Raw genomic sequence first — 18,342 nt, 5'->3', positions numbered from 1 at the left:
GATCGCGGAACGGAGGGCCGATGGACGGAACCGAGCGGTGGGAGGTCGCTCCCGACGCGGGTCGTCCGGAGGGACGCGCGTGCTCTCACCTCGGCCTCCTGGAGCAGAGCGGCGCGCCTGGGGCCGCGCCGTCCGCCGGATGCCGGGGATGCGCGCCCCACGGGGCGCCCTGGGTCAGGCTGCGGCAGTGCGTGACCTGCGGGTACGTCGGATGCTGCGACAGTTCCCCGGGCCGCCACTCCTACGGGCACCATGCGCGCAGCGGCCACCCCGTGGCCGTGTCCCTCGCGCCGGACGAGGACTGGGCCTGGTGCTTCCCGGACGAGGTCTTCCTGGTCCGGGCCCGGCCCGACGCAGCGGACCCACCGACAGGCGGGGCGCGGTACCGATGGGAGGCCCCAATGGGAACGAACGGTACGGACACGGGGGGTACGGAATCGGTGTGGGACTACCCCCGCCCGCCCCGGACCGAGCCCGACACCCGGCACGTCATGGTGTGGCACGCGGGCGTGCCGCTGGCCGACTCCCGGCGCTGTGTCCGCGTCCTGGAGACCAGCCACCCGCCGGTTTTCTACGTGCCGCGGGCCGACGTGCGCATGGAACTCCTCCGGGCCTCGCAGCACCGGAGCGTGTGCGAGTGGAAGGGCACCGCCACCTACTGGGACCTCGGCCCGGAGCTCGGCCACCCGTCCGCGGCCCCCATCGCCTGGAGCTACGAGGCCCCGCTCCCGGACTACGCCCCGATCGCCGGGCATCTGGCGTTCCACGCCGACCGGGTCGACACGTGCACGGTCGACGGCGAGCGGGTCCGCGCCCAGCCGGGCGGCTTCTACGGCGGGTGGATCACGGCCGGGATCACGGGCCCCTTCAAGGGCGTGCCCGGGAGCTGGGGCTGGTGAGGGCGGAGGCGGCCGCCCCAGCGCCCACGCCCTCGATCGGCCCCCGCCCGGCTAGGCGAAGGAGAACCAGTTGACGTTGACGAAGTCGGAGGACTGGCCGCTGTCGAAGGTCAGATAGACGTCGTGGGTGCCGGTGGTGCGGCGGATGTCGGCGGGGACGGTGCGCCAGGCCTGCCAGCCGCCGGTGTTGGCGACGGCGAAGCCGCCGACCGGGGTGGCTGTGGGGCTGCCGAGGCGGACCTGGACCAGGCCGCTCACTCCGCCGGCGGCCCCCGAGGCGACGCGCGCGTCGAAGCGGGTGGCGCCGGTGGAGCCGAAGGCCACGGCCGAGAACTTGAGCCAGTCACCGTTGGACAGATGGCCGACGGCGGATCCGCCGCCGCCGTCGGAGCAGGCCTCGACCTGTGCTCCGGACTGGGCATTGAACGCCTCGGCCTGGATGGTGGTGAAGGCGCCGGCCCCGCCGCCCGGGGCGGTGGCGGTCGGCGTCGGGGCCGGTGTGCCGCCGCCGGCCACACCCCCGACCGTGATGGTCCAGCGGCCGGGGGTGCCGGACTGCACCTTGCCCTCGAAGTCGACTCCGGCCGGGTGCACGTCGTCGTACGGGAAGGCGTACCCGAGATGGTCGGGCGTGGTGTTGTGCAGGATGCGGGCGTAGTGGTTGGTGCGCGGCCGGGTGTAGAAGGCGGCGGGCTTCTCGGCGGTCGGCTGGTGGGGGTTGTCCAGCAGGGTGGTGCGGTTGAAGGCGGCGGCGAGCCGTGCGCTGATATTGCCCATCAGGTCGTTGCCCGTGGTGAAGGGCGCGTCGCTGCAGGAGAAGACCGAAAGGGTGGACGGCTTGGCGAAGCTGCCGACTCCGGGGAAGGCGAGGACATCGCCGTTCACCCGGCCGGTGACGGTTCCCCAGGTGAACTGGGTGTCGATGCGCAGGTCGGTGGAGCGGTACTTGTTCCACACCTCGTCCACGTAGCCGTCGAAGTAGCCGCGGAACAAGGCGTTGTTGCCGCGGATCGCCAGGTTGGGGCTCAGTACGCGCACGTCGCGGCCGCCCGAGGTGACGATCAGCCGGCTCCAGTCGCTGCCGTCGGCGGCGGACTGGGCCCGCAGCGCGGCGGCGACCTTCGACAGTCCGTCGGCGGGCAGCCCGCGCACCGTCTGGGTGCCCTGGCCGGTCTCCAGCTGGAAGGCGATCGGCAGCGAGACCATGTCGACGAACGTGATGTTGGCGTACAACTGGTCGCTGTTGAAGGTGAATTCGCAGAAGTCGTGAGCGATGTTCGCGTTGGGGTCGGAAGGGTTGCTCACCGACGGCAGGGCCAGACCGCCGCCGCGGTTCACCAGGAAGGTGAGTTTCGCGCCGACGGAGAAGTAGATACGTCCGCTGTCCAGGCGCGGCAGCGTCACCCTCCGCGCTCCGGCGCCGGACGCGTTCAGCGCGATGGCACAGTCGACCCCGAGCGGGGTCTGATCGGCGGCCGGAGCCGGCGGGTGGTACAGGCTGGAGCCGTCGGCCCGGATGAAGGCCCAGGTGCCGCCGGCCGCGGGGTCACGGCCGAGCACATAGGCGTACACCGTGTTGTTGCCGGTGGTGTTCACCAGGTCGAGGGGGAGCGTGGCGGTGGTGGACGCGTTGGCGGCCATCTCGAGCCAGGCCGCCGCGGCGGGCACGGCCAGGGCCAGGCCCGCTGACACGGCGAGGAGTTTTCTACGGGGCATGGTTCGCTGGTGACGAGCCGTCACAGTGGGGGTTTCCGTTCTTCGTGGGTCGGGCGGGGGAGACGGGAGGGCGGCGGGCCGGTGGGTCAGCCGGCCGTCCACTTCTGGTTGGCGGCGCCGGTGCAAGTCCAGGTCTGCAACCGGGTGCCGTCGGCGGAGGAGTTGCCCTTGGCATCCAGGCATTTGCCCGCACCGGTGTTGGTGAGGTCACGGGCGGCGGTGTACGTCCACTTCTGGGCGTTGGTTCCGTTGCAGGTGTAGAGCTGGACGACGGCGCCGTCGGCGGTGGAGCCGCCCGCGACGTCCAGGCACTTGCCGAGGGCGCGGACGGTGCCGTCGCCCCCGATGGTCCACTGCTGGGCCGCGCTGCCGGTGCAGTCGTGCAGCTGGATGGGGGTGCGGTCGGCGTCGGAGCCGCCGGCGACGTCGACGCACATGCCACCGATGCCACGGATCGGGCGTGCGGCGGGGGCGCTTGCGGAGGAGGCGCGGACATAGTCGACGGTCATCGTCTGCGGGAAGGACGTGGAGGCGTCCGGGCTGCCGGGCCAGTCCCCACCGACCGCCAGGTTGAGGATGACGAAGAACGGGTGGTCGAAGACCCACTTGTTGCCACCGGTGTCGGCCGGCGTGAGCGTCTTGTACGTGGTGCCGTCCACCGACCAGACGAGGGAGTTCGGGCTCCAGTCGACGGCGAACACGTGGAAGTCGTCGGCGAAGGCACGGCCGTCGGGCAGGTTGTACGCGGAGCCGAGGCCGCCCGCTCCGGAGTAGCCGGGGCCGTGCACCGTACCGTGCACGGTGCTGGGTTCGCGGCCGATGTTCTCCATGATGTCGATCTCGCCGCTGCCCGGCCAGCCCACGCTGCCGAGGTCGTTGCCGAGCATCCAGAAGGCGGGCCAGATGCCCTGGCCGCGCGGGATCTTGATGCGCGCCTCGAAGCGGCCGTACGCCTGGGTGAAGGTCTTGGCGGTGTTCAGCCGGGCCGAGGTGTACTGGCACGGCCCGTACCAGCAGCCGAGGCCGGCGTCGGTGTTCTTCCGCGCGGTGATGACGAGGTTGCCCCGGCCGTCGAGCGCGGCGTTCGAGGTGCTGTTGGTGTAGTACTGCAGCTCGCGGTTGCCGAAGCCCGAACCGCCCGTCTCGAGCGTCCACTTGGCGGCGTCAGGAGCGCGGCCGGCCGGACCGTCGAACTCGTCGGACCAGGTCTGCGCGACAACCGCGGCACCGGCGGGCGGGGCGACCGAACGGGTGAGGGACAGGAGCACCGCCGCGACCAGGGCGGTGGTCACGAGGAGCACCACTCCGCCGAGAGAGCGGCGACGTGCGCGATGAGCAGCAGCCATGGGCGTGGTTCCTTGTCTGGGTGGGGGAGGAGCGGAGGCGCCGGGCCGGGCGAGCCGTGGAGAATGACAGAGAGATATGAGAGCGCTCTCAAACATGACGCAACGTCACCCGTGGCAGTGAGTATTACGGAGGGGTAACCGTCATGGCAACGTCAGACGTCACTCATCGCACGCCTGTGACCTGCGGTTTTCTCGTGTGGCCCGCAGCTTAACGATCTCTTAAGGCTGGCTTGATGCAGAGATGCGTGCATCGGAGCCTCACGTGATCGTCGGCCGGGACGGCCGCCGCGGGTACTCGCGCGGGCGTCCGGACCGCGTGCTCCCGGCCACGCACCCGGCCCCGGCCGGCGGTTCCTCGTTCACGCGCGGGTGTCCGGCGCCGCGCAGCCCGTCGACCGGTGCACCGGCGTCGGCCCGCGACACCGGACACCTCGACGAGCGGCGCCGCCGGCCCCGTACGGGAAGCCGGGCGACAGGTCCTTGCGGGAAGCGGGGCGGCAGGTCCTTGCGGGATGCTCGCGCCCGGAAGGACCTGTCGCCGCGCCGGCCTCAGACGGGTGCGGGGTCAGGCGGTGTGCAGCGTCAGGCCGTAGCGGCCGAGGATTTCGTTGACCGGCTGGAACCATGTCTGGCCGCCGGACGAGCAGTTGCCCCAGCCGCCGGAGGTGACGCCCTGGGCCTGGTCCCCGCTGAGGAACGAGCCGCCGGAGTCGCCTCCCTCGGCGCAGACGCTGGTCTTCGTCATCTGGTGGACGGCGCCCTGGCTGTAGTTGACGGTCTCGTTCCTGGCGAGGACGGTGCCGCAGTGCCAGCGCGTCGTGGACCCCGACCGGCAGATCGAGGCGCCCACGGGTGCCTCGGCGGAGCCGCGTACCAGCTGGTCCGGGATGGTGCCCCAGCCGAGCACCACCGGTACCGTCCACCAGCCGCTGTGGACGGCGACGTAGGCGTAGTCGTCGCCGGGGAACGAGGATCCCCGGAAGGTGCCCATCGCGGACCCGTCCCAGCCGCGCACGGCGGCCCCCGCCCGCCCGCAGTGCCCAGCCGTCACGAAGCCGCCGTGCACGGAGAAGCCGATCGAACAGCGGACGTTGCCGGTGTAGTACGGGTCGCCGCCGACGGTGCCCGCGGCGTACGTACGGGGCGCCTGCGCCGTCTCGGCGACGGTGACGGGTCCGCCGGCCCGGGCCCGGTCGACGAACGCCCGTACGGCGGGGGCTTCCCGCTCGGTACGTACGACCGTGACGACGACGCTGTTGGTCCGCGGGTCGACGTGCCAGCCGGCCACCCCGGTGGGCGCACCCAGCGTGTCCAGGCGCGCTTTGGCGTGGTCCAGCGCGGCGGCGCTGTGCCGGACGAGGCGGGTGTCGGCGCCCAGTGCCCGCACCTCGGACTCCGCCACGGGGTCGGTCACCGCGACGACGAGCCGGCCGGTGGACGGCTCGTACCAGGAGCCGCCGTACGCGCCACCCGCGGCCTGACGTGCGGTCTTCTCCACGGCCGCGGCGGCCTTTTCCGCGCGCAGCCGTTCCTCGGCCCGGGAGGCGGTGAGCCCGAGGTCCCGGCGCATCGCGTCGAGCAGTCCGGCCGAGGCGGACGGCACCGCGGCGGACGATGCCGCGGCGGGCTCCGGCAGCGGGACGGCGCTCGCCGCGCCGGCGTGGGCGGCGCCCAGGCCGACGGTCAGCAGCAGGGCGGCGACGGCGGCGCGTAAGGGGGTGGTGCGTTTCACGAGACCTCCTGGTGTGGGGGACCGACCGCTTGAGAGCGCTCTCAGGGAGTGTCGGCGCTACGCTAGCCGACCTGATTTGTCAGGTCCATACCAAATTCCGGTCGAACGCACCCGGGACCGGGAACCCCGCATCAAGGGAGGCCCTCCGGCGGAAGTCGCGAGCGGCCTGACCGCCGCCGCAACCCGCTTCCGGCCCAGCCCGGCCGCAGAGGAGGGGGCCGTGTTCCCCGGCCCCGCCCGTACCGCGCCCCGAGCCGTGCCGGGTCCGCCGATGGCCTTCCGTGGCTTCGATCTGGCCGCCGCGCTCGGAGCCGCCCGTCGACGCAGCCGGTGCGGGGTGCTCCTGGCCCGGCCGGACCGGGGACGAATACGCCGACTGCGTGGAGTGCGGCCGTGCCCCCGCGTCGGGGAAGCCGCTGGTGACGCGCGCGTGGTGGATCCCGTCTCCTCGGGGACCGTCTCCACCGCGTCGACTTCGCCGCGCACCTTCTGGACGGCATCGAACGCGAGGACCGGCCGGTGCTCGGAGCGGGAGCTGCGCAACCTGACGGCAGCCCGCCCGAAGCCGCCCCCGGGCAGGAACCTCACGGGGAACGCGGCGGGGGAGTCCAGAGCTGCGAGGACGCCATCACGCGGGGCTGTCAGTGTGCGGTGACCGAATACGCGGCGAGCGCGCGGTTGCCGCGCGGCCTGGCGACGGCCCGGAGAACGTCGGCCTGGCTCAGGACGAGCTGTCGTACCGGCTCGGGCAGCGCGGCCAGATGCTCATCCCTTTCCACCAGGTCGAGGCACGCGGCGATTTCCCAGTCGCCGTCCTGAAGTTCCTGGGTGTCGACCGGCTCGCCGCTGTCGGCCGTCCAGCCGGCCCCGGGCAGGAGACGCAGCAGGCTCTCGCGGGAGAAAGGCGTGCGGACGTTGCCCTGGCCATGCGATCCCGCGGCCTCGGTCTGGCCCTGGATCAGCACGGCGAGCAGGTGCGCCAACTGGTCGTCGGAGGCAGGCGTCAGGTCCCACTCGGTGAACCACAGTCGCCGCGCCCACGGCCGTACCCGGGCCAGCGTGTCGCGCAGTTGTCCGAGCGAGGCGAAGTACCAGGAGCAATGTACGAGCACCACATGGTCGAAGGTGCTCTCGGGGAAGTCGACCGACGGGTCGAGGACGTCGGTGCCGAAACGGAAGTCGATGCGTGGCCCGAGAGGGCCCGCCGCGAGCCGGGCTGCCGATTCTCCGAGCGTGACCGGTTCCCCGTAGGAGGGTGCGGCCACGTCGACGGCCACCACGCGCCCTTCGGGCCCAACCGCCTCCGCAAGGACCGCGGTCATGTCACCCTGGCCGCAGCCCAGCTCCAGGACGGTTGAGCCGGGTGCGATGTGCCAGCCCGCCACGAGCGCGGCGCGGTGGCGAGTCTGGGACAGCTGGGTGTCCGGGCTGTGATCGGCGGCGGCCATGCCGGCCGCGAGCGAAGGAGCCTTGGCGAGGAGATCGGAGTGATTCACAAAATCCTTGGTGATACTCGACGGGTCGGTGCGGGCCGAGGGTATGAGACGCGCGGACAGCGGCGCCTCCGAATTTCCCGGCCCTCACCGGCACGACCGGATCTTCGGCGATCGTTCCTTTCTGTTCGCAGTCCCACGACACCGGGGCCGGGTCGGCCCCGGTGTCGTGGGACGCGGGGACGACGTCACTCAGGGAGAAACGGGTGAGGACGCGGGCGACGGTGCCCGGTCCGGTGTGCCGACGGTGCTCGCCGCCCCAGTGCCCGTTGCCGCACCGGCGTGCGGCTCGGCCGGCTCCGCCGCCCGGGACACGGCCGGCTCCGCCGCCCGGGACACGGCCGGCTCCGCCGCCCGTGTACCGGGCCGGAAGTGCCACAGCGCCAACAGCCCCGCCACGCCCAGCAGCGCGGCCTGGACGTCGAGCGCGAACGGCAGCCCGAGCAGCCCGGCCAGGGCGCCGGCCAGCGCCATGCCCAGGGCCGTGAACCCGTCGAACACGCTCTGGAAACTGGCCAGGACCCGCCCGCGGGTGGCATCCGAGGTGTGCAGTTGCACGATGGCCATCCGGCCCGCGAACACCCCGATCCCCGGGGCACCCAGCACCGCGAACAGCGCCGCCTGGAACCAGATCGCAGTGGTCACATACGCGCTGTTCCAGGTGAAGGCGGTCATGGCGGAGAACACCAGCAGCGCCCAGCCCAGCAGCCGGCCGGGATCGGTGCGCCGGGCCAGCGTGCCGATCAATGCCCCGCCCGCGATGCCGCCGATCGCCTGGACCCCGCGCAGCAGACCGGTTTCGCCCTCGCCGCCGCCCAGCCGTTCGGTCACGAAAACGATGAACAGCACGGCGAACAGGCCCTGCGCCAGGCCGATCAGCCCCACCGGGAGCACCATCAGCCGCAGCCCGCGCTGGTTCCTGATCTCCCGGAGCCCCGCCACCCAGGCCCGCCACACCGGCTCCCGCACCGCAGCCGGCTGCGCCACCCCGAACGGGCGGGCCAGCAGCGCCACCGCCACCAGGAAGGAGGCCGCGTCGATGACCAGGACTCCTGGCAGCCCCAGCCCCGCCACCACGAACCCGCCGCAGGAGGCGCCCAGCAGCCGCGCCAGATTGCCGTTGAGGCTGGCCAGGCCGTTGGCGGCGGCGACATCCTCCGGCGCGACCACCGAAGGCAGCAGCGCGTACTTGGCGGGCTGGAAGACGGTGGCCAGGGCCGCCTGCGCGCAGGTGACCAGGTTGACCAGATACAGCTGGCCAGGCCCGTCGACGGCGAGCAGTGGCAGCAGTACCAGCACCTGGAGCAGGCTCACGCCGATCATCAGCCGACGCCGGTCCCAGCGGTCCGCGAGCACCCCGGCCACCGGCGACAGCAGCAGACCGGGCAGCAGCTCCAGGATGAAGTTGGCCGCGGTGGCCGTGACCGAGCCGGTGAGCTGGTAGACGAACACCGGCATGGCGATCATGAAGATCCAGTCACCGGTCTCCGAGACGAATCCGGCGGACCACAGCCGCCGGAAATCCCGGTTCGCCAACGGACCCTTCAGCGGTCCCTTCGGGAGGCCTTTTGCTCGGGTCATTGCGGAGACCTCACCATCTGCGGTCGGCGGGCAGGAGCGCAAGATGATGCCGAACATCCGTGGCCGGCTCAACTTCCCCGTTCAACCGCCGCATTACTGCGGTTGAACACCTCCGGAGACCAAAGGCGCAGTTGAACGGCACAGTTGAACGCGGTTGAGGACATTCGGATTCCACCCCTAATTTTCCGTCCATGCTCCCTACGGATATCGATCTGCTGCGAATACTGGGACGGCCCGCCCTGTCCGGCGACGGACGTCTGGCTGCCGTCAGCGTGACGGCGCCCGACGTGGCCGCCGATGCCAACGCGACCGAGCTGTGGGTGGCCGCGACCGACGGGTCCACACCGGCCCGTCGGCTCACCCGGGGCCCCCACGACAGTGCCCCGGCCTTCTCCCCGGACGGCCGCTGGCTCGCCTTCCTGCGTCCGCTGCCCGGAGGTGGTCCCGCCCAGATCCACCTGCTCCCCATGGACGGCGGCGACCCGTTCCCCGTGACAGACCTCCCACTCGGCGCCGGTCAGCCGGCGTGGAGCCCCGACGGCACCCGCCTCGCCTTCACGGCCCGGGTGCCCGAGCCGGGCCGGTATCTGCCCGGCGTACCGCCCGGCAAGGAGCGGCCGCGCCGGATCACCGCGCTGCGCTTCATGGCGGACGGCCTCGGGTTCACCTTCGACCGGCCCCGCCACGTGTTCGTCACCGCCCCGTTCGCCACGGGCGCCTTCGCCGCTGCCCCGGCCGCCGCCCAGCTCACCTCGGGCCCCTTCGACCACGACGAGGTGGCCTGGAGCCCGGACGGTTCCCTGCTCACCTTCGTCTCCGGCCGCCACCCCGGGCACGCCGACGACCTCCGCCGTGACGTGTGGGTATGCGCCCCCGACGGCAGCGGCCAGCGCCCGCTCACCCAGGGCGGCCTGGAAATGAGCTGTCCGAAGTTCTCCCCGGACGGCAGGACGGTCTACTTCGCCGCCGAGACCCTCACCGCGGACGGCCGCGCCCGGGGCGCCAGCAGCTACGGCCTGTGGTCGGTCCTCAGCGACGGCTCCGCCGACCCGGTCCGGCTCACCGACCCCGAGACCCACCACCTGAGCTTCTCCTCCTTGATGATCCAGACCGGCCAGGACGGGGTGTACTTCCCCAACGACTGGCACGGCGAGGTCCACCTGGTCCTCGTGCCCTACGACGGTGGCGAACCCCGCCCGGTCGTCACCGGCCCTCGCCAGGTCAACGGGTTCGCGGTCGCCGAGGCCCCGGACGGCACCACCACCGTGGCCGCCGTACTGTCCGGCGCCGAGAGCGCCGGCGACCTCACCGTGCTGCGCGACGGCACCGAACGCGAACTGACCTCCTTCGGCGCCGAACTGCGGGCCCGCGCACGGCTGCGACCGATCGAGGAGTTCACCGCGCACACCGAGGACGGATACCCCCTCCAGGGCTGGCTGATCCGGCCGGAGGGCCCCGGGCCGCACCCGGTGCTGCTCCAGATCAAGGGTGGCCCGTACACCCAGTGGGGCTACACCCTGAACGGGCCCGCCTCTTTCGAGGAAGCGCAGGTCTACGCCCGCGCCGGCTACGCGGTGGTCCTCGGCAACCCGCGCGGCACCTCCGGGTACGGGCAGGCGCACGGCCGCTGGGCCGCCGACGACCTGGCCCGCCGGACCGCCCCCGACCTGCTGGCCCTGCTGGACCACGCGCTGCGCGACAGCGCCCTGGACGCCGGCCGCGTCGGCGTCCAGGGCGGCTCGTTCGGCGGCTACATGTCGGCCTGGCTGGCCGCCCATCACGGCAAGCGGTTCCGGGCAGCGATGGGCGAACGCGGCTGCTACGCCATCGACAGCCACTTCGGCTCGGCCGACGACGGGGTCAACAACTCCATCGCCCTCTACGGCGCCGACACCGCCCGGTGGGCGGAACTCAGCCCGATCAGCTACGCCGACCAGATCGACATCCCGATGATGTTCATCCAGTCCGAGGAGGACCGGCACACCCCCATGGAGCAGGCACAGCGGATGTTCGTCGCGCTGAAGATGCGCGGGGTACCCGTCGAGCTGCTGCTGTTCCCCGGCGAGGGGCACGACATGTCCCGCACCGGTCTGCCCAGCCACCGGGTCGCCCGCTACGAGGCGATTCTCGACTGGTGGTCCCGCCAGATGCCCGAGGAGGACGACCGTGCCCCCGCACGCTGACCAGCCCGCCGAGTACATCCTCTCCACCTATCTCACTCCGCCCGGCGAACGGGCCGTCATCTCCCCGCGCCACGACCACAACCTCTCGCTGTGGCGGCGCACCGCCGGCCGGGTCGAACTGGTCCGGCACTGGGAGCTGGAACGGATCAGCGGCCAGAAGCACCACTCCTGGCCGCTCTACACGGCCGAGCGGTCCGAGGCCTTCCTGGCCCATCTGCTGGCCGGCGAGGGCCTCACCCCCGCCGACGTCACCGTCAGCTGGGGCACCCCCGGCCTGCCCGGCTACCAGCCGCTCCAGGTGCCCCGGGGAGCCGAGGGACTGCCGCTGCACAGCCTGGGCCACCTGTTCAGCGGACTGATGACGGACACCCGGCTGTTCAAGGAGTCGGTGATCATCGGGCTCGCCGTGGACGCCGCCCCCGACCTGGTCCTGGAGCGGGAGCTGCCCGGCGCCTACTACGCCGGATGCGTATCGGTCCGCGGCGACATCACCTTCGCCCCGATCGAGTCGCCCGCGCCGCTCTACCACGCCGCCGACAGGGTACTGGGCAAGGAGCCGGGCACCCTGATGGCACTCGCCTCCGCCTGCGACACCACAGCCGACCTCGACGCGGCCGCCGAACTCGGCGACCTCACCTTCTTCGGCGGGCATGTGCAGCCCTGGGCCGACGCCTTCGGCCTGGTCCGGCGCGTGCTCGCCGAGGCGGAACGGCAGCTGGCCGGCACCGCCCCCGACCCGAGGTTCACCGCCGAGGAGAACCTGCACAGCGCCGTGATGAAGGTGGTCCAGGAGTGCTGCGAGCTGATCACGGCCCGCACCGTGGACAAACTCGCCGCGCTGGGAGGCGTGCGCCCCGAGGACGGCTACCTCTGCGTCAGCGGCGGCTTCGCCCTCAACGTGCAGGCCAACACACGGATGCTGGAGCGGTACCGGTTCCGGGGCCTGCTGACCCCGCCCTGCGCCAACGACTCCGGCGTAGCCCTGGGCCTGGGCCTGCTCGGGCTCTGGACGACCGGTGCCCTCGACACCGCCGACCTCAAGATCACCACGGCCTACCAGGGCAATGACCTGCGCACCGACGAGATCGACGAGGCGCTCGCCGCGTTCGCCCCCTTCATCGAGAACGTCGAGGACTTCACACCGGAGCGGTTCGCCGAGGACCTCACCGACTCGGTGGTGGTCTGGGCGGACGGCGCCGCCGAGATGGGACCACGCGCCCTCGGCCACCGAAGCCTGCTCGCAGACCCCCGCTCCGAGAAGGTCAAGGACCTCCTCAACGCGTACAAGCAACGCCAGTGGTGGCGTCCGGTCGCCCCCATCGTGCTCGCCGAGCACGCCGGCGACTGGTTCGAGCAGGACCGCCCCTCCCCCTACATGCTGGAAGCCGCCCGGGTCCGCCCCGAAGCCCGAGACCGGATACCGGCCGTCCTCCACCTCGACGGCACCGCCCGCCACCAGACCCTGACCGCCGCCGACAACCCGCTGCTGTACCGGGCGATCGAGGCGTTCCGGGACGCCACCGGGGTCCCGATCGTGTGCAACACCTCCCTCAACGACAAGGGGGAGCCGATTGCCGATACCGCTGCACAGGCGCTGAACTTCGCCGTCCGCAAGGGCATCCGGATCGTCTACCTGGCCGGCCGCCGCGTGCTGCTCCACGAGTCCGGCACCGCCGACGCCGTCCCGCTGGCCGGCCCGCACCCCCGGGCCACCGCATACTTCGCCGGGCAGGAGGCCGACCGCGACGCGATCTGGCAGTCCTGGCTCGACCGCGGCTACACCGAAGCCGGCCTGCTGCTGCTCACGGGCACCCCGCAGCTCCTCGCCGACCCGGACACCTGGACCCCCAACCGCATCCGGCTGCTCGCCGAACGGGTCGCCTCGAAGGACCCGGCCTTCGCGCAGAACCTCGAGCAATTCCGCCGCGACCACGGCCCGGGCACGGTTTTCGGCGACGCCCCCGCCCTCCGCCACTGACACCCCTCCCCGGAGAAAATCCGGGACACCTGGAACGGACTGCCAGCATGACGCACTACACCTTCGCCGACCTGGTCGGCGACGAGAAGGAATTCTTCGCCGAGTACTTCAACAAGAAGCCGCTGCTGCGCAAGGGCGCGCTGAAAGCCCCCCAGGACATCCTCTCGCTGCGCCGGCTCGACGAGCTGGTCCAGCTCGATATCATCCGTCCGCCCTACCTGCGGGCCAACCTCAAGGGCGCCGGCGTCCCCGACCAGGGGTTCACCCGGACCATCACCGTCCAGGGCACCGACCTCACCGACGCCATCGTCCCGGAGAAGGTCTACGAGCTGTTCCGGGCCGGCGCCACCATCGTGTGGAGCTCCCTGAACCACCTCGACACCTCCCTGCGCGACTTCACCCGCGTCATCAGCGACCGGTTCGGCGCCAAGACCGACTGCGTGGCCTTCCTGACCCCGGCCGGCAAGCAGGGCTTCTCCCCGCACCACGACCCCGTCGACCTGTTCATCGTGCAGACCGAGGGCACCAAGCGGTGGCGGCTGTGGAACCCGGCCGAGGTACGCCGCGGTGAGGCCGCCTCGTACACCGCCGAGCAGCTGGGCGAGCCGGTCATCGACGTCCTGCTGGAGCCCGGCGACGTTCTCTACCTGCCGTACGACACCCCCCACGCGGCCGCCGCCGAGGAGCTGGCCTCGGTCCACCTCTCCATCATGATCCGCCCGCGGATGTGGAAGGACCTGCTCAAGCAGACCTTCGAGGAACTGGTCCGGGACCCGGAGTTCAACGAGTTCCCGTTCATCGGCGCGGACCGAACGGCCGGCACCGAGACGCTGTTCACCGAGAAGCTGCGAGCCGTTGCCGGGCGTCTGGCCACCCTCGCCCCCGGACCGGAGCTGGACCGGCTGGCCGAGCTCGGCCGCCGGATGCCCGGCAACTCCGCCGGGAACACCTTCCGGACCACCGCCCGCCTCGACGCCCTGGAACCGGACACCCCGATGCGCCGCACCGCCGCCACCGTCGAATTCGACACTCCCGACCGCGGACGGGTCCAGCTCACCGTCAACGGGCACCGGATCGCCGTGCCCGAGCCGGTGGCCGTCAGCCTGGCAGGCCTCGCGGTGGGCGAACAGATGTCCGCCGCCAGTGTGTTCCCCGGGGTCCCCGCCGAGCGGGCCACCCGTACCGCGCAAGGACTGGCCAGGATCGGCCTGTTGGAGGTAGCAGCCTGAACCGGACCCGCGACCCGGATGAGAGGATCCGGCTGTGACCATCGAACGACCTTCTCCGCCCACCGTCGCCGACGAGCGCGAGATGCTCCGCGCCCACCTGGAATTCCACCGGCAGACCCTCGAACTGAAGTGTGCCGGCCTCTCCGACGACCAGCTCCGCACCCGCTCCATGCCACCCTCCACCCTCACCCTGCTGGGCCTGGTCCGGCACATGGCCGAAGTGGAACGCTCCTGGTTCCGCCGGGTGGTCGATGGGCAGGACATCCCGCTGGTGTGGTCCGAAGACTTCGACTTCCAGACGGCCTACGAGGCCGACGACGCGAACGTGCCCGCGGCATTCGCCGCCTGGCGGGCCGAGGTCGAGCACGCCCGGCGCATCGAGACGGAGGCCGGCTCCCTGGAGCTCGTGGTCCACGAGCGCCGTCGCGGCCTCGACGTCTCGCTCCGCTGGGTGATGCTCCACATGATCCACGAATACGCCCGGCACAACGGACACGCCGATTTCCTCCGCGAGGGAATCGACGGCACCACCGGGGTCTGAATTCCCGGTCCCGCAAAACCCTTTCACGCCGTGCCCCGCTGCCCTTCCCGGCAGCGAGGCACGGCTTCTCTGTTTTTCCGCTCCACTTTCTTCCGGATTCCGTTCAAGTGCGCACGCCGCATCGGTTGAACAGGTTGAACACCGTCGGCATTCGTTGACCGCAATCCCGTCCGTGGGGCAACATTTCATCAACGCCGGGAACAACCCGGCCAGAAACAAAGGGAGTTGATTGTCATGGAGAACACCTACGACGACATCGAGTTCATCGAGACCTCCGCCGAGCTGCTGGCCACCGCGTACCACGTGAACATCCAGTAATAGCCGGTCGCGGCATAAGGGGCGGCTCCGGCCGCCCCTTTGGCCCGCACGGCCGCAGGCACGCAGGGACGCGAACAGGAGACGGCATCGTGACGGACTGGACCTTCGAGGAACTGGTCGGAGACACCGAGGAGTTCTTCTCACGACACTTCGGCGAGCGCCCGATGCTGCGCCGCGGGGCGCTGGACGCCACCCGGGCCCGGGAACTGGTGTCGGTCGGCCGGCTCGACGACCTCGTCGCCATGGAGACCGTGCACCCCGCCTACATCCGCGTGGCCCGCGGCGGCCAGGGCATCCCCGGCAAGGCCTACACCAGGGTGGCCACCGAGCACGGCGCCGCACTCACCGAGGCCGTCGTACCCGAGCAGGTCTACGAGCTGTTCCGCTCCGGCGGCACCGTCACCTGGAATTACCTCCACCACTTCCTGCCCTCCGCCCGCCATCTGGTCCAGGCGTTCACACAGGCCTTCGCCGCCCCGGCCGAGGCGGTCGCCTTCCTCACCCCCGCCGGCCACGACGGCTACGCCCCGCACCACGACCCGGTGGACGTGTTCGTCGTGCAGACGGAGGGCACCAAGCGCTGGCGGGTCTGGGAGCCGACGGGCGAACGCCGCAGCGAACCTGCCACCTACCCCGACGGCACTCTCGGCGAGCCCGCTCTGGAAACCACCCTGCACCCCGGCGACGTGCTCTACCTGCCCTACGGCACCCCGCACGCCGCCGCCGCGGGGGACCTGGTCTCCCTGCACGTATCGGTCACCGTCACCCCGCGCCGCTGGCGGGACCTGCTGCGCGAGACGGTCGACGCGCTGACCGCCGACGAGGAGTTCGCCGCCGTCCCCCACCTGGGCGGCACGGGCACGGACCACGGCCCGTCCGCCACCGCGCTCGCCGCCAAGCTCACACTGCTCGCCGAACGGCTGGCCCAGGTGGCCCCCGCCGCGGAGGCGGCACGGCTCACCACAGCGGGCCAGGAGCGGGCAGGCGCCTCCCGCCCGAGGGAGTTCGAGCGGCTGGCCTCCCTCTCCGGGCTCTCCCCGCACGACCCGCTGCGGCGCAGCAGGATCCCGGTGGCGATCGGCCCGAGCGACGGCGGCCGAACACAGCTGACCGTCAACGGCCACACCCTTGCCGTCCCGGATGCGGTGGCCGCCACCCTGCGTCTGCTCGAAGGGGGCGGATCGGTCCAGGCCGGGGAACTGCTCCAGGGCGCCCCCGCCCCGCGCTCCGTGCGCGCCGCCGAGTCCCTGACCCGGCTCGGCCTGCTGGAACCGGCCGCCGTCGGGGCGGGGAGCGTGGACCGATGACCACCGCCCCCACCGCTGCCCGGGCCCCCGCCCGCCCGTCCGCCGCAACCCTCGATCCCGCTGCCGAGGCCCACGGCACCGAGCCCCCACTGCTCGACCTGTCGGTCCGCCCGCAGGACGACTTCCACCAGTACGCATCGGGCCGCTGGGCCGAAGGGTTCGTCCTGCCCGAGCACCGGGCCGAGGCCACCATGCTGTCCCTCCTCGCCGAGCAGGTGCAGGAAGAGGTCGCCGCCCTCGTACGAGCCCCCGGCACCGACCCGGACGGGCGCCGCATCACCGACCTGTACACGAGCTTCATGGACGAACCGCGGATCGAGGAACTCGGCGTCGGCGCCCTTGCCGGCGACCTGGTCGCGATCCGCACCGCGCCCGACCGACGGGCACTCGCCCGGGTCCTGGGACGGCTACAGGCGCAGGGCGTGACCGGCGCCGCCGCCCCCGCCGTCACCGTCGACACGCGGGAGTACGTACTCGACCTCACCCCCTCCGGCCTCGGCCTGCCTTCCGCCTCGCTGTACCGCGAGGCGCGCAGCGGGCGCCTGCGCGAGCGGTACGCCGTCCATGTGGCGGCGATGCTCTCCCTCGCCGGGCTGCCCGACGCCGAATCGGCCGCGGCCCGCGTCCTGCGGGCGGAAACCCTGCTGTCCGGCGGGCACATCCCGCCGGACAGCACGGGTGCCGGAGCCCCTGACATCCCCCCGGTGCCCGGCACCGCCGCCGAGCTGGCCAACCGCGACCGTGGCTTCCCCTGGCCGCAGTGGCTGGAGGAGCTCGGCCCGGTCCCCGGTGCCGCCCGAGTGCGGATCCGCTCCGCCGGCTTCCTGGAGGCCCTCGAGCACTGGTGGGCCACCACCCCGCTGGAGTCACTGCGGCTCTGGCTGGTCTGGCGCTACGTCCACGAGATGGCCCCGTTCGGGCCACGCCGGATGTTCTGCGAGCACTTCAGCTTCTACTGGCGGGACCTGACCGGCGTCCGCCGGCCCTGGCCGCGCCGGTTGCGGGCCACCGCCTTCGTCCAGACCGCCGCAGGCGACCTGGTCGGCGCCCGCTACCTGCGCACCCACCTGGACCCGCACACCCTTCGAGCCGCCACCGCCCTGGTGAACCGGCTGGCCACCGCTTTCCGCGACCGGCTGGCCGGAGCCGACTGGCAGAGCCCCGCAGGCCGGGCGGCGGACCTGGCACTGCTGGCCGGCATGCGCTTCGACCTCGGCGGCCCTGCCGCCGACCACCCGGGCCACCCCCGTCCCGGCCGGCCCGGCCCCCCGGCCGGACCCGGCCCGCTGGTCACCGACCCCGCCGACCTGATGGGCAACGTCAAGCGCGGCCGGGCCCGGCTGTTCGCCCACCAGCTGAGCCGGCTCGGCGGTCCGCCGGACCCGGCCGAATGGCGGGTCCTGCCGCAGGCCGTCACCGCCTACTACCGGCACGGACTCAACCAGGTCGTCGTCCCGGCGGGACTCCTGCGGCCCCCGGTGTTCACCGCCGGGGCGGACCCGGCTCGCGACCACGCGGTGCTCGGCGCGATCGTCTGCCACGAAATGGCGCACGCCTTCGTCCGTGCTTGGCGCACCGGCGCCGACCGCGCCGAGTTCGACCGCCGTACCGCCACGCTGGCGGCCCAGTACGACCACTACGCGCCCGAGGGACCCGGCGGCCGCCGGGTCAGCGGGGCCCGCACACTGGCCGAGAACATCGCCGACATCGCCGGTCTGACGGTGGCGCAGGCCGCGTTCGAGGAGCACTTGGCCTCCTGCGGGGTGACCGGAGCCGCCCGCCACCGGGAACTGCGCCGGTTCTTCGTGCTGTGGGCGTCGATGTGGCGCGCAAAGCGCACCCCGGAGCGGATGCGTGAGCGCCTGGAGAACGACACACACGCACCACCCCGATTCCGCTGCAACGGCGTCCTGGGCCACATCCCCGGCTTCTACGAAGCGTTCGGGGTCGGCGAGGGCGACCGCATGTACATCCGGCCGGCCTACCGGCTCACGCTGATGGCGCCGAGGAGCGAGTGAG

The 18,342-nt window shown here is 72.2% G+C and carries 12 protein-coding genes and 1 pseudogene; 8 read left to right on the top strand and 5 right to left on the bottom strand.

Annotation, left to right across the window (positions count from 1 at the left end; genetic code table 11):
• Positions 1-20 precede the first annotated feature (20 nt).
• A pseudogene (locus tag NRK68_RS37030) lies at positions 21-323 on the top strand (UBP-type zinc finger domain-containing protein); the annotation flags it as partial.
• Between the two features lie 78 nt (positions 324-401).
• The gene (locus NRK68_RS35770; RefSeq protein ID WP_257858340.1) at positions 402-899 is read left to right on the top strand and encodes a DUF427 domain-containing protein; all 498 of its coding nucleotides are present in this window, start codon (positions 402-404) and stop codon (positions 897-899) included.
• A 51-nt stretch (positions 900-950) separates the two neighbouring features.
• Here NRK68_RS35770 and NRK68_RS35765 read toward each other — a convergent pair whose 3' ends face one another.
• The 5 genes from NRK68_RS35765 to NRK68_RS35745 all read right to left on the bottom strand — a co-directional run bounded on the left by NRK68_RS35765 (position 951) and on the right by NRK68_RS35745 (position 8,722).
• Positions 951-2,615 carry a glycoside hydrolase family 64 protein gene (locus NRK68_RS35765; protein WP_183068792.1) on the bottom strand — a complete coding sequence of 555 codons (1,665 nt, stop codon included), beginning with the start codon at positions 2,613-2,615 and terminating at the stop codon, positions 951-953.
• 86 nt (positions 2,616-2,701) lie between these two features.
• Complete coding sequence (locus NRK68_RS35760) at positions 2,702-3,961, bottom strand: glycoside hydrolase family 16 protein (RefSeq protein WP_183068793.1); 1,260 nt, start codon at positions 3,959-3,961, stop codon at positions 2,702-2,704.
• Between the two features lie 565 nt (positions 3,962-4,526).
• Positions 4,527-5,693: a S1 family peptidase gene (locus NRK68_RS35755; RefSeq protein ID WP_257858338.1), complete on the bottom strand. Its 1,167-nt coding sequence runs from the start codon at positions 5,691-5,693 to the stop codon at positions 4,527-4,529.
• Positions 5,694-6,334: 641 nt separating this feature from the next.
• On the bottom strand, positions 6,335-7,189 hold the full coding sequence (locus NRK68_RS35750; RefSeq protein ID WP_257858337.1) for a class I SAM-dependent methyltransferase: 855 nt from the start codon (positions 7,187-7,189) through the stop codon (positions 6,335-6,337).
• Between the two features lie 189 nt (positions 7,190-7,378).
• Positions 7,379-8,722 (bottom strand): MFS transporter, encoded by a 1,344-nt coding sequence (locus NRK68_RS35745; RefSeq protein ID WP_257858335.1) that lies wholly within the window; start codon positions 8,720-8,722, stop codon positions 7,379-7,381.
• 236 nt (positions 8,723-8,958) lie between these two features.
• Between NRK68_RS35745 and NRK68_RS35740 the strand changes: the two genes are divergently transcribed.
• The 6 genes from NRK68_RS35740 (at position 8,959) to NRK68_RS35715 (ending at position 18,341) form a co-directional block, all read left to right on the top strand.
• Complete coding sequence (locus NRK68_RS35740; RefSeq protein WP_257858333.1) at positions 8,959-10,950, top strand: S9 family peptidase; 1,992 nt, start codon at positions 8,959-8,961, stop codon at positions 10,948-10,950.
• Positions 10,934-12,928 (top strand): carbamoyltransferase C-terminal domain-containing protein, encoded by a 1,995-nt coding sequence (locus tag NRK68_RS35735; RefSeq protein WP_257858332.1) that lies wholly within the window; start codon positions 10,934-10,936, stop codon positions 12,926-12,928. Before NRK68_RS35740 ends, NRK68_RS35735 begins: the two co-directional genes overlap by 17 nt.
• Positions 12,929-12,975: 47 nt before the next feature.
• A complete protein-coding gene (locus tag NRK68_RS35730; protein WP_183068799.1) occupies positions 12,976-14,157 on the top strand; it encodes a cupin domain-containing protein in 1,182 nt (393 codons plus the stop codon).
• 34 nt (positions 14,158-14,191) lie between these two features.
• A complete protein-coding gene (locus NRK68_RS35725) occupies positions 14,192-14,698 on the top strand; it encodes a DinB family protein (protein ID WP_183068800.1) in 507 nt (168 codons plus the stop codon).
• Between the two features lie 407 nt (positions 14,699-15,105).
• Positions 15,106-16,323 carry a JmjC domain-containing protein gene (locus tag NRK68_RS35720; protein ID WP_257858330.1) on the top strand — a complete coding sequence of 406 codons (1,218 nt, stop codon included), beginning with the start codon at positions 15,106-15,108 and terminating at the stop codon, positions 16,321-16,323.
• Positions 16,320-18,341: a M13-type metalloendopeptidase gene (locus tag NRK68_RS35715; RefSeq protein ID WP_183068802.1), complete on the top strand. Its 2,022-nt coding sequence runs from the start codon at positions 16,320-16,322 to the stop codon at positions 18,339-18,341. The genes NRK68_RS35720 and NRK68_RS35715 overlap by 4 nt, the downstream gene beginning before the upstream one ends.
• Position 18,342: the final 1 nt, after the last annotated feature.

The organism is Streptomyces yangpuensis, from assembly GCF_024666385.1.
GTDB lineage: Bacteria > Actinomycetota > Actinomycetes > Streptomycetales > Streptomycetaceae > Streptomyces > Streptomyces yangpuensis.
The sequence above is the reverse complement of the archived record's forward strand: the minus strand, read 5'-3'. Positions and strand labels throughout refer to the sequence as shown.